We start from the raw sequence: 16783 nt of genomic DNA, 5'->3' as shown, positions 1-16783 counted from the left end.
CCTCCACTCACTCCTGTCGGATGCTGAGCTGGAAGCTGCCGACGTCCCAGTCGCTGTAGCCATCCACGACGATGGAGATGGCCTGACCGGCCGCCAGCGGCATCCGGACCTCCGAGACGCCCTCGCCCCGGTAGTTCCCATCACACGTGAGCACCTGCCTCGGCTCGCACGTGCGCGGGTACACCGCCACCACCGTGCCGATGCTCGAGCCCGCCGTATCAATCACATACGTGCCCGCCGCCGGCGCCTCCCAGAAGAACACCTTCTCCGGCGCCGAGGAGGGATAGCGGCACGCCGGCACATCGTGGTCGATATGACCGGCCCCCGACGTGCTCCCCGCCGTCCAGAGGGGCAGCGCCCCCGTCAGCGTCACCCCCTCCACGCCCTGGCAGTTGGCGCGCTCCGTCCGGCCCGAGGCCGCCTGACAATCCGCGTCCTGCGGATAGTCCACGTCCCCGTCGTCGTCGTTGTCCACGCCGTCGAAGCACGTGGGCAGCACCGCCGGGTCCACCTCGGACTCGTCCTTGGGCGAATCGCACCCGGGCTCATCCGGGTAGTCGACGCGCCCGTCACCATCGTCGTCGCGCCCGTTGCTGCACGCGTACGGCATGTCCACGTTCAGCGTGAAGTCCTGCGGGCCGTAGCTCTCCAGGACGACGACCACGCGCTCGTTCGCGGCGAGCGTCACCTCGCCCATCACGCCGTCCGGCCAGTTGTTCCGGCTGCACTTCGCGACGAAACCACCCCGGCAATTCTCCTGGCGCAGGGACAGGTAGAGGTTCGAGCGCCCCTCCACCGCGAACCGGTACGTCCCCGCGATGGGCGCCACCAGGTCATAGGCCACCGCGTTGATGGACGCCCCGCTCATCCCACCACACTGCGCCGCCACGTACCGCCCCGCCCGCGCCGTCTTCCCCGCGAGGGCCAGCGGCGCCGTGGGAAGGTTCTGCGCCGGCAGGACCTGTCCACACGCGACCTCGTTGTCATCCGCGGCGCTCGTGCAGGACGGGTCTCCCCCCGGCGCCAGGGCGAAGTCGATCAACCCATCCGTGAAGCCCACCGGCTCGCTGTCCACCGAGTCACCACACGCCGGCACCGGGGTCGGGTCCGTCTCGTCATCGTCCATCGGACTCTCGCACCCCGGGTCGTACGGGAAGTCGTTCTTCCCATCCTCGTCCGAGTCCTCCCCGTCCGAGCACCGGGGCAGCCGGCACTGGAACAACGTGGAGGACACGCCTCCCCCTTCCAGCTCCTTCGGCCGGCAGACCTGCGTCTCCGAGCACTGGAACCAGGGCTGCAGCGGGTCGCATGCGGCGTCGTCATCGAGCAGGCCGGACACGTCGATGCGTCCCAGGCCCGTCCCCTCGACGACGGCGAAGACCACGCCTGCCTCCGGCAGGTACGTGTAGCCGGTGACCTGCGCTTCCGACGCTACGTCACAGGTCCGGGTCCGCGAGTCCAGCGCGCACGCATCCCGCAGCGAGATGCCCTGCACCTGCGGGTCTCCCACCACGAAGACCGACCCGGGCCCCGGCACCCGGATGCCCACCACCCGGTCCACCTGCCCCGCCGTCGAGCAGCTCAACCGGTGGTCATCCACGGCCTCGGTGAAGTCGAGCGGCAGCACGGCCCGCGGCTCCAGGCCCACGCTCGCCTCCGTCGTCAGGTCGATGGGCGCCTCGCAGCTCTCCCCCTCACCCGACTCGGACGTCCCGGCCGCGCTGCCACACCCCGGGTCCTCCGGCCAGTCCACCAGACCGTCCCCGTCGTCGTCATCGCCATCCGCACAGGCGGGCTGCGGCAGCAGGTCCGTCTCGTCGTCGTCCTCGGGCGACTCACAGCCCGGGTCGCTCGGGTAGTCGTAGACCAGGTCTCCGTCCGCGTTGTTCTTGCCGTCGTCACACGCGTTCGCCTGGCAGCGGTACACCGGTGAGCCATCCGGGTCCTGCTCGTCCTCCTGCTCGCCGCAGACACCGTGGCCGCAGACGAAGTTCGCGTTCCCGGGCGTGCACCGCGCCCCGACCCCCAGCACGGCGCTCGCCAGCCGCAGCCCCACGCCCGGCCCGGAGTTCGGGAAGTAGATCTTCGCGTCCTTCGACAGCGGCCCCGTCGTGAGGCTCGTCACCGCCGTCGTCCGGCACGTGGCGCGCTCGGGGACCGGCGTGCAGCCCTCCTCGCCCGTCATGTCCTGGATGAAGAACGCCAGCGGCAGGTAGTAGCCCGAGCTCCCCGACACCTCCAGGCGCTCGACCGGGCCATCGAACGGCAGCGACAACCACGTCCCGCTGCCCGAGCTGGAGCCATACCCGCAGGGCTGCTGCACCGTCGTGGCATGCGCCACGTTCAGCGGGAAGAAGTCCACGCCCGTGGGAATCGTGATGGAGGACTGGCACGCCCCGCCCCGGTCGGACGGATAGACAGGCACCTGGAGCGGCGCGGACGTCGCGGTCGCGCCGAGCCAGTCCGCCGCGAACGACGTGACGGTCATCGTCCCCGGGGCCGACGGCGTGTGCGTGCCCGTCAGCGTGTAACCGGAGTACGGACTCACGTCGATCCCACCGTTGCCGCCCAGCGTGACGCCGTCCGCCGTCAGCGACATCAGGGCGATGCGCTTCTCGTCGTAGACGGTCGCCCGCACCTGGATGGGACGGCCGGCCAGCGCATAGCTCTCACGTGAGGAGAGGTAGAACCACGGCGCGCGGTTCACCGCGACCTGGTGCGTGGCCTCGATGGACACGGACATCCCCCGGACGTCGGTGAGGTCCGCCTCGAGGTGCAGCGCACCCGCCGGGAAGGCCCTGGACGGAAGCGCCACGTAGCAGTTGTTCGTGCCCGAGCAGGTGGTCGACGCGGTGAAGACCGCGCCCGTGGAATCGGTCACCGTCAGCGACACCGACTGGAGCCCCACGTCATCCCACGCGCTGACCCCCGCCTCGACGGGATGGCCCGCGACCAGCTCCCGGCCCCACGGCCATGAGCCGAAGTTGAAGGTGCCCTCGGGCACCTCGTTCTCGCTGATGTTCAGCTCGGTGTAGCGCCGGCTCTCGTGGCCCATCAAATCCCGGGCGACCACCATCACCACCAGGGACGTCTTGCCCGCCAACACCGGGTCCGACAGCAGCGGGACCGGGAAGGTGGCCTCGACATAGCCGTCGGTGCTGGTGGCCAGGTGCTGCGGCGTCCCGCCTCCCACGATGTGCGTGGGGCTCACCCAGGTCGCGCCGTAGATGATCCACGCGCTCACCGTGTCCAGGTCTCCGTCCACGTCGCTGGCCTCGGCGCTCATGTTCGTGGACGTCCCCTCCGCTCGCGTCTCGTACATCGACACGTACTCGATGTCCGGCAGGGCCACGGGCTCCAGCAGCGTGTAGCTGCGCTCACCCGTGTCCACGCGCTGGCCCAGGGTGTCCTCCACCACCAGCCGCAGCGTCACCGTGTCTCCCGCCTGCTTCGTCGGGAACTCGAGCAGGTGCTCGAAGCCGTGCTCGCCGCCCTGCTCGTCCGAGGCGCTGCTCGCGACGACCACACCGTCCACGGAGAAGCGCAGCACGGACGGCCCGTCGTCCCACGCCGACAGGTAGAGCGGGTTCTTCGCGGGGCTCGCGAACAGGCGCGGCGGCAGACCCGACAGCAGCGTCGGCGGACTCGACGAGTCACGCACCTGGAGCGGCAGGGTTCCACGCACCGACTGGCCCAGGGCGTCCACCACGTCGACATGGACCTCGGGGTTGCCCACCAGGTGCGCCGGCAGCCGGACGACCCCCGCGTAGTTTCTCGGAGCGCCCACGACGGGCGACAGCACGCCGACGAACACGTCCTCCATGCTCACCGTCACGGTGTACGGCCGGGCGCCGCCGGACACGTCCACCCGGACCGGGACCAGCTGACCGCTGGCGAACTCCTGATAGGCATACGGCTCCTGCATCGACACCCACAGCGACTCCTCCTCGGGAGCGCTCACGCGGATGACCTGGGCCTCGGATTGCGCCTCGGCGCCGCTGGCGGTCCGTCCGCGGACCTGGAGCAACCACTCCGAGCCGGGCAGCGCCGACTCCGGCACCCACCACTGCCCCGACACCGCTCCAGTCTCCAGGTGCGCGAAGGGCGCCCCGTCCACCCACAGCGTCGCGCTCCCCAGCCGTGCCCCGGACGTGCGGGCGTCGAACGACACCAGCGTGCCCGGCTCCACGATGAGCGGCGCGGCCGCCAACCGCAGGGTCGCCGAAGGAGGCGCGAGCTGCGCGGGCGCCGTGAACACCGACAGGCCCTGGAAGCCCCGCGCCACGACGACCTGGTCGCCGGCCAGCACCGCGTCGCGCGCGTCCGGCGCGTCGAGCGTGGCCCTCAGCACGGGCGTATGGGACGAGACATCCCAGAGCTGCACGTCCTCGTCCGTCGACACCAGCGCCAGCAGGCCCACCATCCGGATGCGGCGCACGGCCCCCTCGGTGGGCACCGTGCCCACCTCGCGCAGGCTCCCCGCCGCGTCCAGCGTGTACACGCGGAAGCCGTCGTCGTTGCCCGCCAGCAGTCGCTGTCCCTCCAGCGCCACCACGTTCGCGGCCTGACCGGACACGCTCGCCCTCCGGAGGATGTCTCCGGCGCTGTCACGCTCCGCCCAGGTGAAGCCCAGGGTGCCCTGCGCGATGACGGCGCGGCGCTCATCACCCGCCACGTCGAGCGTGGGCCCCTGCAGGTCCAGCTTCTTGATGGACTCCACCGTGGGCAGGCTGGCCGTGGCGAGCACTCCGCCGCCCACCGTCCACAGCCGGCCGGTGCTCACTGCGAACCGCTCCACGCTCCCGATGCCGCCCAGCCGGCTTCCCCGCGTGGAGTCCACGGTGAAGGCTCCCGTGGTGTTCGCGTCGGTATGCACGGACAGCGTCGCGTCGTTCAGCAGGAAGGTGTCTCCGCCGAGCCGCTCCGTCTGCCGCACCGCCTTCAGCGTGGTGGAGACCGCGCGATTCAAGATCGGGTGCGACGGGTCGGCCAGGTCCAGCAGCGACGCGCCACCCAGCCCGGCCGCCACGATGACACCCCGCCGCGCCGCAGCCACGCCCACCACGGCATCGGTCGTGGACCAGCCCTCGCCCAGCATCGGCGGCTGCGTCCCTTCCGAGACCCGGTCGACGAGCTTCAGCACCACCAGCCCCCGCGGGGTCGCCGCCAGCAGCGCGCCACCCGACACGCGCAGCGAACGGGCCGCCACCGGCAGCTGCCCCAGCACTCGCGGCGCCGTGGGCTCGCGGAGGTCCACCACGCGCAGCACGTCGTCGTCGCCGGCCACGTAGGCCAGACCCCGACTGACGGTCAGCGCCCGCGTCCCGATGCCCAGCTGCGCCTCGCCCAGCGCCACCATGTTCGACGCGCCCAGGTGCACCACGTGGATGCCCCGCGCGGTGCCCACCACCGCCATGCCCCCCTCCACGTCCACCTGCCGGACCGTGGACTGCAGGCCCACGGACATGGGCCCACCGCAGCAAGGCACCGACTCCGACTCCACCTTGTGCGAGTAGAGCGTCTGCGCGGACGCGTAGAACAGCCGGTCGTTCGACACGCCCAGCAGCGGCGTGTTCAGCCACGGGTTGTAGCGCTCCACGTACCGCCGCAGCTCGGGCGCCGAGGGCTCCGTCAGGTGCACCTCGTCGACGTTGTACGAGGACTCGTGCGCCACGAAGGCCCGGCTCGACGCGCCCATCGACATCACCAACGACGTCTCGTGCCGGCCCACCACGCGCGGGGCCTCCGGCCTCGACACGTCCACCACCCACAGGCCGCCCTGCTCCACCGCCACCAGGGCGTGATGTCCCTGGACCACCAGCGAGCGGGGCGTGCCCTCCACGCGCACCTGTCCCACGGGCGTCACGGTGACGCCCTGCGCGTCCTCCACCCGGAGACCCACGGCCACTCCCGAGGGCGTGGCGACGAGGACCCGGTCGCCGAGCACCGCGAGGTCCACCGCGTTGGCGAACATGCCCGCCACCGTCACCGCGCCGTCGGACAACACCGGCGCGCTCACGGTCCGCTCCCGGAACGCCTCGCCGACGCGGCCCTGGAGGTCCTTCACCCAACCCTCCACGCGCAGCACGGTGCCCGAGGGCGTGCCCACCGGCACGGTGTAGCTCAGCGCCGGCCCACCCGAGGCCACCAGCGCCCCGCCCAGCTTCACGCGCAGCACCTGCTCCGCCAGCGGCAACGTCCCATCCGCGGCCACCAGCTTCGCCGTCACCGTCGAGCCCGCGGACACCTCGGTCCCCGTCGGCGTCACCACGATGTCGGAGATGGTCGGGTTCGACACATCCTCCAGCACCAGCACCTGCGTGCTCGCCACCGACTCGCGGCCGTCACCATCGACCAGGCGCGCGGTGATGAGCATCTGCGCCTGGACCTCTCCCTGGGCCAGGTTCGGCATCCGGGGCGTGGCCACGGTGGCGGGCGCGACGATGACCTGCTGCTCCGTCTGCGTCATCGTCGTCCTGCCCACCGAGAAGCTCACCGTGTACCGCTCCGGCGCGCTCACCCCGCTGCCGAAGGCCATCGTCACCTGCACCGGCTGGCCCTCGACGACCTGGGCCACCGCGGGAGTCAGCGTGAACGCCGTCCCCACCGGCTGGGGGTTGGTGAAGACGAGCACGGGCGTGGGCGCGGAGATGGCCGTGTGGACGTCGTCCGTCGCGGTCGCCTCCACCGTCACGCCATGGCCCACGCCGGTGCCCACCATGGGCACGCGCAGCACCGCCCGCAGGAAGGGCGCGCTCACGGTGACGCTGTCGAGCACCGTCGCCCCATCCTTCAGCGTCACCGTCACCTGCTTCACCCGCGACGGGTCCACGAACCTCGGGACCACCGTCATGAGCGTGCCCTCGTACACCTGCGCGGGCGCGTCCAGCGACACGAACTCCGGGCCCGTCGTCGGCGGGGTCAGCCCCACCTCGACGACCTTCGCGTCGGACCTGCCCGCCTGGTCGAACACCGACAGCTCGAGGCGAGCGGTGGCCCCCGTCAACGGCAGGTCCACCGCGGACGGCAGCCGTCCGTCCAGCACCTGCACCGTGCGGCCGTTCACCTTCAGCACCGAGACGAAGGCCTCGAACGTGTCCGCCTCGTCGGTCATGGACGCGGTCAGCGCCAGGCGGCTCCCCGCCACGGCCGTCGACGATGCCACCTGGAGCGACAGCTCGGGCCTGGCCGGCCCACGGACCAGCGGCAGGCGCGCCACCGTCCCGGCCTCCGCGGACAGGAGGTCTCCCGCCGCCAGGACCGCCGCCCCCGTCAGCGCGGGGAAGTCACCCGCGCCGAACGGATACACCCCACCCGACACCGGCTCCGAGCGCACGTCGAACACGCGCACGCCCAGGTCCGTCCCCACCGCGAGCCACGGCCCGAGCACGGAGGCCGAGCGCACCGGCGCATCCACGCCGGCCCCCGTCCCCTGCTGCTCCAGGAGGCTCCCGGCTTCCTCGAAGCAGCGCACGGTATGGGTCCCCATCACACAGGCCTGGTCCGCGCCCACGCCCACGACGAGCTGCCCATCCGACACGGGCGCCGACGCCTTCTGCGTGGGCGCGTGCGGCGTGGACAGGTCCAGCGACACCAGTCGGGTGGACTCGAGCACCAGCGCGCGCGTCCCGTTCGCCGACAGGGACTTCACCGGCGCTCCGGACAGCCGCGCGGCGAGCGCACCCGAGGCCGTGAGGACCTCCACGCCCTCGTCCGTGCCCACCATCAACAGCGCGCCACGCACCGAGGCCAGCGCCGTGGGCGTGCGCCGCACGGGCACCGTCGTCACCGTCAGGTCGGGCAGCGACATCAGCTCGATGACGCCCGCGCCGTCGCGACGCACCGCCACCGCGAGCGAGTCCTCGACAAAGGCCAGGCCCACCGCGCGGCCCTTCACCCGACGCTCGGCCAACACCCCCAGCGCGCCGCGCGAGCGCAGCTCCACCAGGCTCTCGCCCGCCGGGTCCTCACGCACCACCGCCCACGCGTCGCTCCGCGCCGCCACCGCGATGACCGGCAGCGACGGCTCCCGCACCACGGACGCCTCCGTGCCCGCGAACACCGCCAGCGTTCCGGACTTCGTGCTCGCCAGCCGCTGCGAGCCCGTCTCCAGCGCCTCCACCCTCGCCACCACCGGCGCCGACTCCGGCCCGGACGGCAGGTGGTACACGCCCGGCGCCGTCTCCGTGAGGGCGACCGAGCCCACCTGGAGCGAGGGCACGGGCGTCATGTTGCCCGCCTCGGCGCCCACGCGCAGGAACGAGCCTCCCAGCCACATCGGCCCCGCGGGGCGCGTCGCGACCTGGATGACCGGGTCCGGCAGCGCGTCCACCACGGAGAAGAAGTGCACCAACTGCTCGCTCTGAAGTCCGTCCACGTCCGTGGCCATCGCCCGGACGGGCACGTAGTACGGCGCGTCCTTCACCAGCACGGGCACCTTGAACGTGTGCCGCCACGGCGCGTTCGTCAGCGTCACCGACTGCGTGTCCATCTCCAGCCGCACGGACTCGATGCCGGCGGGCGCGCTCACGTCCACGAGCACGTCCACGAGCGCCCCTTCCGCGAGCGTGTTGCCCACGGCGGGCTCACGCAGGCTCACCATCGGCCGCGTCGCGCTCGAGCTCGCGCCCAGCACGGTGACGTCCACCGTCGCCTCCGCGTCGTTGTCGCGCGCGTCGTAGGCCCGCAGGCGCAGCTTCACCTGCGTGTCCTGGGACACGGTCGGCGCCACCCAGCGCACCGCCCCGGGCACGCCCGTGAACGAGGCGACCTGCTTCGCCGCGCCGGTCCCCACCAGCTCCTCGATGGTGACGCGAGCGACGCGGTTGTCGTCCGTCACCTTCACGCGCAGGTCCAGCCCCGCGCCCGAGGGCAGCTTCGCGCCCGCCGTCGGCAACAACCACGCCACCGTCGGGTCCTGCACGTCCGGCGTCACCGTCACCTGCAACAGGGCGGGCGGAGACGTCTGGCCCCGCGAGTCCGTCGCCACCGCGACCAGCTCGTGGACCTCGCTCGTCGAGCCCGACAGCGTCAGCGGAAGCGACTCCGTCAAGTCATACAGCTGACCCGACAGGCCCGTGACGCGCCGGAGCGGCTGACCGTCCAGGCTGAGCTCCAGGGCGTTGAGGGCGTCGGGGTCCTCCGCGCGGACCACCAGCGGGAGCGTGCCCCCCTCCGTGCGCTCCACGGCGGACAGCGTGGGCTCGAGGAAGCGCACCGAGGGGACCCGGTCATTCGTCAGGAAGACGGTGGCCGACAGCTCGGCGTCGTTGCCGCTGGGGTCCGTCACCCGGGCCACGAGCGTGGACTGGCCGCTGGGCGGGATGCTCCGCCACGTGTAGCGGAAGTGCGGCGTCCAGCGGTCCACGCGCGACACCTCCTCGCCGTCGATGAAGAACTCCATCTCCAGATTCGTCCCGCTGGCGTCCGTGCCTGACACCGCGAAGACGTACTCCGTGCCGATGCCGAGCGTGGCGTTGTGCACGGGCATCGCGCGGCCGACGAAGGCCAGCGCCACCGTCGGGTCAATGGTGTCCTGGGCGTAGTAGTAGTGCGCGTCCGGCGAGGCCTGGACGTTGCCCACCAGGTCGTAGACGTTCTTCAGCGTCAGCTTGTAAGCGCCGTTGGACGCGAGGGTCGGCGGAGTCGTGCCGCGCGTCACGGTCAACGTCGAGCCCGACACGCTCACCGTGCCCGGCAGGACCTCACCCGTGGCGATGTTCGTCAGCACCGCGGTGGTGGCCGACTCGCTCCCCGTGTGCATCCGGATGGGCTCGTCGAACGTCGCGCTGAACACCTTCTGCGCGAGCGGCACGGCGCCCACGGGCGCGTACACGGGCCGCGAGGTCGGCGGCTTCAGGTCGCCTCGGGAGAGGGACTCGGGCAGCACCAGGCTCGCGCCGGGCTGCGACAGGTACAGCGGCACCCAGCCCGCCACTCCGGCGGGGACCTGGACATCCACGCGGGTCGACGTGAAGCCGGACAGCTTCGCGGCGGGAGCACCCGGCGCGAAGCGGACCTCCAGGCCCCGGGTGAAGCCCGTGCCCTTCAGCGTCACCCAGCCCCCGGCGAAGTCCAGCCGGTTCGGGGTGACCTCCGACACGGTGATGGGGGCCGTGTAGACGAACCCGCCCGGGACACGCGCCTCGTCACCACCGTCGACCACGCGCACCGTCACCGGCCCCGCGAACAGGGTCGACGGCGCCAGCACCCGCAGCTCCGTGCTGCTCGCGGTGTGCGTCGGGTCGGCCTCCGCCCGCGTCGCGCCGAAGTACACCTGGGACGCGGCGGAGAAGCCCTGGCCCGTGAGCGTCACCACGGTGTCACCGGCCACCGGCCCGTGGTCCGGGCTGATGTGGCTGACGCGCACGCCAGCTTCGCCGGCGCCGCCCTTGAACGAGAAGGACCAGGGGCTCAGCACCGTTCCGCCACGGTACGGCGTCGCGCCCAGGGTGACGCGCGCGGTGTAGTCACGCGAGGACACCAGCGTGTCCTCGGGCAGCGCACGCACCACCGAGCCCGAACGCTCCACGCTCGCGAGCACCTCCGTCTCCCCTTCCAGCAGGAGGATGGAGGACTGCGCCGCCACCGTCAGCGGCAGCTCGCTGGCCAGGGACACCGTCACCGGAGCCTCCGGCGACAGCGCGCCTCCCGGAGGCGGCGACGTGTGCCGGACCGTCGGATACGGCAGCGTGTCGAAGAGCTGCGTGCGCGAAGCGCCCGCGAGCAGCGCGATGCCGTCTCCCAGCAGCGCCTTCGGCAGCGACGACACCGTGTGCATGAAGAACGTGCGCTCCACGAAGCCCGGCGCCGTCGTGGTGTCGATCCACGCCGCGCGGTTCGTCCCCGCGGCCAGCAGCCACGGGCCCGCGAGCGCCACGGTGCGCGGAGTGCTCGTCGACTCATCCGCCGACGTCCACGAGCCCAGCCGCCTCGGGAGCTTCGGGTCCAACACCTCCACGACATGGGCCGTGCGGCCCGTGGCCACGGCGATGCGGCTGCCATCCACGGCCAGGGCCTGGGCCACGCCCGCCAGCCCGCTCACCACGGAGAGCGGCTCCAGCTCGCCGTCGCTCAGGTCTCGCAGCTCCATGCGCGACACCTGGCCCTCGTCCATCAGCACCGCCAGCGCCTCGCCCACCACGCCCAGGGCGACGACCCGCGCGGGCGCCACCGAGTGCTGAGCCACGACCACCAGCGCATCCCGGGTCTGCGCGCCCTCGCGCAGCTCACCGAGCACCACCAGCTCGCTTCCCCCCGCCACGACCACCGTCGTCGCGCCGGGTCCCACGGCCACCGTCGACAGGGGCGCGCCGGTCACCAACGGGACACGGTCCAGCTCCTCGGGCGCGCAAGGCACACCCGGACCGCTGCCACAGGTCCCCAGGTCGTAGCGCACCACCACGTTCGTCCCGAGCAGCACGGCGTGGTCGCCCGACACCGCCAGCGACAGCGCGCCCTCCACACCGGCCACGCGGCCCAGCTCCAGCTTGTTGCCGGACGTCGACAGGTCGATGGCGACCAGGTCCTTGTCCCGCGCCTGCAGCAGCGTGGTCCCCACGAGCGCGCTCGCGGCCCCGCCCACCGTCAGGCTCTCGCGCTGGGCGAGCGTGAAGGTGAAGCCCGCCACCAGGGAGCTGCCCTGGGCGTTGCCGCCCGAGCCCGTCTCCACGCGCACGTCCACCGGACCGACGATTCCATCCGGAACCGTCGCCGTCAGCGTGCCCGACACGTCCACCGTCGTGGTGAGCGCCGGCACGCCGCCGAACGTCACCTTCGAGCCCGCGTAGAAGCCCTCGCCCGACAGGCGGACCTGCGCGCGGCTCATCGTCTCCGCGAAGGCCGGCTCCACCTTCGTGAGCTTGGGCACCGGCAGGTAGCGGTAGGCCCCCAGCCGCGACACGGACAGGCCATCCGGATTGATGACCTCCACCGCCGCGGCGCCCGCGACGCCCGGAGGCGCCAGGACGGTGATGACCTTGCCACCCTGCGACACCGCGCAGGCACCCAGGGACGTCGCGCCCGCCAGCTGCCCGCCGATGCGCACCGTGCAGCCGGACTCGAAGCCCGTGCCGTGGATCGTCAGCGTCTCACCGCCCGCCGTGAGGCCATACCCCGGGCTCACCTCGCCCAGCGTCGGGCGCTCCACGGTGTTGCGCGTGGCCGTCTGGAAGCGCACCTCCGTGTCCGCGCCCAGCGCGCCGCCCTGCAGGTCCGAAAGGCCGGCTCCGACCTTGAGCACGTAGCGCGTGCCCACCGTCAGCGCGGACGCGGGGATGAACGTGGCCCTGGCGCCGCCCTCGTCCGAGCGGGCCTCCACCGTGCCCGCCACCGTCTGCGGCGACGCCGACAGCGTCTCCAGGCGAAGCTCATCCAGCGTGTCCGTGCTCGGCAGCTCCGACAGGAGCACCGCCGGGCGCGTGCCCACCGGCACCGTCTCGCCGTCCTCGGGAATGGAGCCACGCACCTCCAGGTGGTCGAGCATCACCGAGGCCAGGGTGCCGGCCAGCTCGCCGCGCCCGTCGTCGGGAGGCTGCACGGGCAGCTCCACCGCGCGACCGTTCTTGTCGAGCACCAGCGTGCTCACCATCAGGTAGCGGTCCATCATCGCCAGCGACGTGGCGTCGCCCTGGACGAGCGCATGCTCCAGCGGCGTGACAGCCCCGGCGTGCGTCACCCGGAAGCGCTGCACCTTGCCGCCGCCCGACGCGACGTACGCGATGCCCGCCGCCACGCGCGTCTGCTCCGCGGAGACGCGGCCACGGCCCGTCACGTCCGCCAGCACCAGCGCCCCCAGGAGCACCGGCGCGTCCGGCGCCTTCACGTCGATGATGGACACCTGGGCCTTGGCGCCGAGCGACACGAAGGCTCGCGAGCCGTCCATCGCGATGTGGCGCGCGGCGCCGATGAGCGCGTGCTCACCGACCTGCGCCAGGTCTCCGCGCCGCGCGTCCAGCACGAGCAGGCGCGTGCCGCCCGCGCCCTCCGTGGCGGCGAGCAGGTGGTGGCCATGCAGCGCCATCGCCGTCACGCCGCCCGGGATGAGCCGCTGCGACGTCAAACGGGGCTGCGGGTTCTCCGTGGTCCGATAGGCCCGGATGCCCGAGGCGTCCGCCGCGTAGAGCATGTCTCCCGCGGCGGCCACGCCCACCGTGGCCCCCGTTCCCGGCAGCGTGTACTTCACGCTCGCCGCGGAGGGCCGCGCCACGTCCACCACCTTCACGCCCGCCGTGCCCGCGGCCACGTAGAGCGTGCTGCCCTGCTTCGCGAGCTGGTACGCCCCCGACGTCCCGCTGTCGGTGAACATCACCCGGGCCATCTGCCGGACCGCCGTCTGCTCGGAGAGGTCCGCGATGTACAGGCCGCCCTGCGACTGCGCACGCGAGCCGCCCCCCTCCACCGCCGCGCCGTTGGGCCCGGTGACCTCCACCTGTCCGCCGATGGCGCCATACAGCACGCCCCGGTCCACCAGCACCTGCCGCAGCGGAGGCGTCTCCAGCCGCGCCATGGCGCCCGCGCCGTAGAGGAACGCGTCGGGCCGCACACCCTCCTTCATTTGCGTCCCGCCCGAGTAGATGGGCAGCTCCAGCCGCGCCGTGAGGTCCACCAGGCCCGCGCCGTGAGGCGGCGCCACCGCCGTGGCCTCGTTGGCCGAGCGCACGTGCACCGTGAAGGAGCGCGCGTCACCGAAGAAGACCTTCATGTCGGGCAGGAAGCCCGTGCCGCGCAGCGCCACCTCGGCGCCGCCCTGCTGACCCGAGTTGTCGGGAACGGGCGCGCTCAACTGGAGCGCCTCGCGGTAGGTGAACGTCCCCAGCCGCGTCGCCGTCATGCCATCCGCGTACCCCACGCGCACCGCCGCCGGGCCGGAGTTCGTCGAGGGAGGAATGCGCACGGTGAGCGCTTCCGTCTCGGAGTCGTACACCACGTCACCCGCGCCGGTGATGGGCGTCTCGCCCACGAACACCACCAGCCCCGGGCTGCCCAGGTTCGTGCCGTCGATGCGCACCGTCGTCGTCTCGGTCTTCAGGCCGCTGGACGGGGTGAGCTGGGTGATGGAGGGCCGCACCCGGCCCGCCTTGTCCACCTTGAAGCGGAAGTGCACGGGCGTCGCCAGCGGATACGTCAGGCCGGCCTCGGTCAGCATCGACCGCACGCCTCCCGCCGTCAGCGACACCTCGACCTCCTCCTCCGGCTCGAAGACATGGCCCGCGTCGGGCGTGAAGAACAGGGACGACGTCCTCAGCCCCGTCGCCTCCACCCTCAGCGTCCCCTGCACGATGCGCCCCGTCGGGTGGGCGTCGGAGACGGCCTCCACCACGAGCGCGCCCGGCTGCAGCGTGTTGAGCGCCACGGGCATCGTGAAGTCGATGCGGACGTCCGTGCCCACCGGCGCCATGGCCCCATCCGCGGGAGCCGAGCCCACCGCGAGCAGCTCCGAGGACGGCACCTCCACGACGCTGCGATTCTGACCGCGCGTGGCCACCCACAGCGCGCCGCCGAACCACGTCAGGCCCGAGCCCTCCGCCTCCAGCAACGTGGACTGGAGCAGCTTCGGCTGGCCCTCGTTCGTCGTCGTCACGTCGAAGACGTACAGGCGCGTGCCCACCGTGACGTAGGCCCGGCCGGCGCGCACGGTGATGCGGGCGCGCAGCATCTGCTCCAGCGTCGCGTTCGCGTCCACGGTGACACCGCCCAGCCGCGCACCCGCGCGGTCATGGATGGCCAGGCGCAGGCCGTTTCCACCCGAGGCGTTGATGTTCGACGTGAGGACGTAGAAGCGGTCAGGCCCCAGGTCCAACGCGAGCCCGTCCTCCGGGTACAGCAGGATGGCGTGGTCGAACTCGGGCTGCGGTCCCAGCAGCTCGAAGACCTGGATCTGCCCGCTGGGTACGCCGGGCTGGGTGATGCTGACGTACGCCATCGAGCCCTCGATGCGCACCCCTGTCGCCAGGCCACCGGTGTTCACCCGGCCGGTGATGTACGGCAGCCGGCTCCTGCTCGCGTCCACCACGGTGAGCCCCGAGCCCTCGGCCAGCAGCACCAGCGAGCCGCTCACGTCCAGCCCGTTGACCGGGTTGTCCGTCCGCACGCCGCCCAGGCGGATGGGACGCTCCTCGAGCGTCACGTCGAAGATGTCCAGCCCCACCGCGTTCGCCGGCCCGCCCACGCCCACGTACAGCGTGTTCCCGGAGAGCCGCAGCTCGGAGATGCTCTTGGGCGGGTAGCCGGGCAGCCCCAGGTTCGAGCCGAACGGCAGGTCGTAGGCGAAGGTCGCCACGTTCCACGTGTGCGTCGTCTCCGGCGTGGAGCCCGGGCGCACCAGCGTCACCGTCGCGAGTCCCGGCGCGGTCGCCGCGGGCACCGTGAAGCGCACCGTGCGCAGGTCGACGATGTCGACCGCCTCCGCCTCCAGCGACTCGCCGAAGCGGACCTTCATGCCGGGCTCGAGGACGGACTTGTCGAACGTCAGGGTGGCGCGCGTGCCCCCGCCCACCGGACCATGGTTCGGCGAGAGGGTGGCCACCGCCTGGCCCGGGTCATCGACGAAGAAGAGCGCGAAGGGCAGCTCGGACCTCGGGCCCCCCGGGTGCTTCACCGACACGTCCACGGGGCCCGCCTGCGCCGCCGCCCTGGCGGTCAGCGACATCCGCGTGCCGCTCTCCGTCACCAGACACGTGCCCGCCACCAGGGCGCAGTTCACCACGTCCGTCCCCACGCGCACCTCCTCCGTGCCCGTGAAGCCCGAGCCCGCCAGGGTGATGCGGCCGCCCGTGGTGCGCGGCAGCGAGGTGGGCGACACGGACACCAGCATCGGCACCCGGGCGTTCGCCTTGCCTGTCGTGAAGGTGGCACGGAACTCGGACAGCAGCCGTCCGGCGCGCTCATCCGTCACGTCCTTCGTGAGCACCAGCGTGTAGTCCTCCTCGGGCTTCAGCGTGCCCTGCACGGTGGCCTTCACCGTGTAGTGCCGCTTCGCATCCACGCGCTCCACCGTGAGGTCCAGGGAGACCGGCTGGCCGTTCGCGCCGAGCGCGGGCTGCCCGTTCTCGCCCAGCAGGTACACGGAGCTGGGCGTCACGCTGGGCCCATGCACGGGCCGGTTGAGGCGCACCGCCAGCACGGGGCTGTCGGGGGTGATGATGGCGCCACGCTCCGGCGAGACGTCGGTGACGAAGGAGAACGGAATCTCCAGCTCCGTGAGCTTGTCGCCCCCCGCGAGCAGCAGCCGGTCTCCCGCCAGCGCCGTGTCCAGCGCGGACTCCGTGTTGCCGCCACTCACCAGCTCCGGCTCACGCGGGTTCGCCACGTTCACCAGCACCACGCCGCCATCCTTCGCGGACACGAAGAGCATGTCGCCCACCAGCCGCAGACGCTGCGGCTGACCCGGCGTGTTGGAGAGCGTCTCGTCGAAGTCGATGCGCAGCGACTCCAGCTCCTCGGCGGTCGCCGGGTTGCTGATGTCGATGAAGAGCAGCCCCAGCTCCGCCGCCGCGACGATGGCCGTGTCGCCCACCACCACCACGTCGGTGAGGTTCGCGTCGTAGTCCAGCCGCTTCACCACCGAGGCGTCCGGGCGCGCCGAGTCGTAGATGACCAGGCTGCCGCGCGGGCCCGCCTCGGACGACTTCGCGTGGTACGTCGTGCGCTGACCACCACCAAGGCCTCCGCCGACGGAGTACTCGGGCGGCGGGGGCAGCGCGCCCTCCGGGTTGTTGCAGTAGTGCACGCCCTCGTGGTGCCCCGTGGCCACGAACAGCCGGCCACCGTGCACCGTCATGCC

1 protein-coding gene (cut by a window edge) is annotated in these 16783 nt (G+C 72.4%); it reads right to left on the bottom strand.

Annotated features, from left to right (window positions below; genetic code table 11):
- Positions 1-7: 7 nt before the first annotated feature.
- On the bottom strand, positions 8-16783 hold the 3' portion of the coding sequence (locus VZQ01_RS39320) for an Ig-like domain-containing protein (protein ID WP_426746197.1). 15303 nt of this gene lie beyond the right edge of the window; only the last 16776 of its 32079 coding nucleotides appear in the window; its start codon lies off the right edge, out of view; it ends in the stop codon at positions 8-10.

Origin of the sequence: Myxococcus faecalis (assembly GCF_050039385.1) — a bacterium.
GTDB lineage: Bacteria > Myxococcota > Myxococcia > Myxococcales > Myxococcaceae > Myxococcus > Myxococcus fulvus.
The sequence above is the reverse complement of the archived record's forward strand: the minus strand, read 5'-3'. Positions and strand labels throughout refer to the sequence as shown.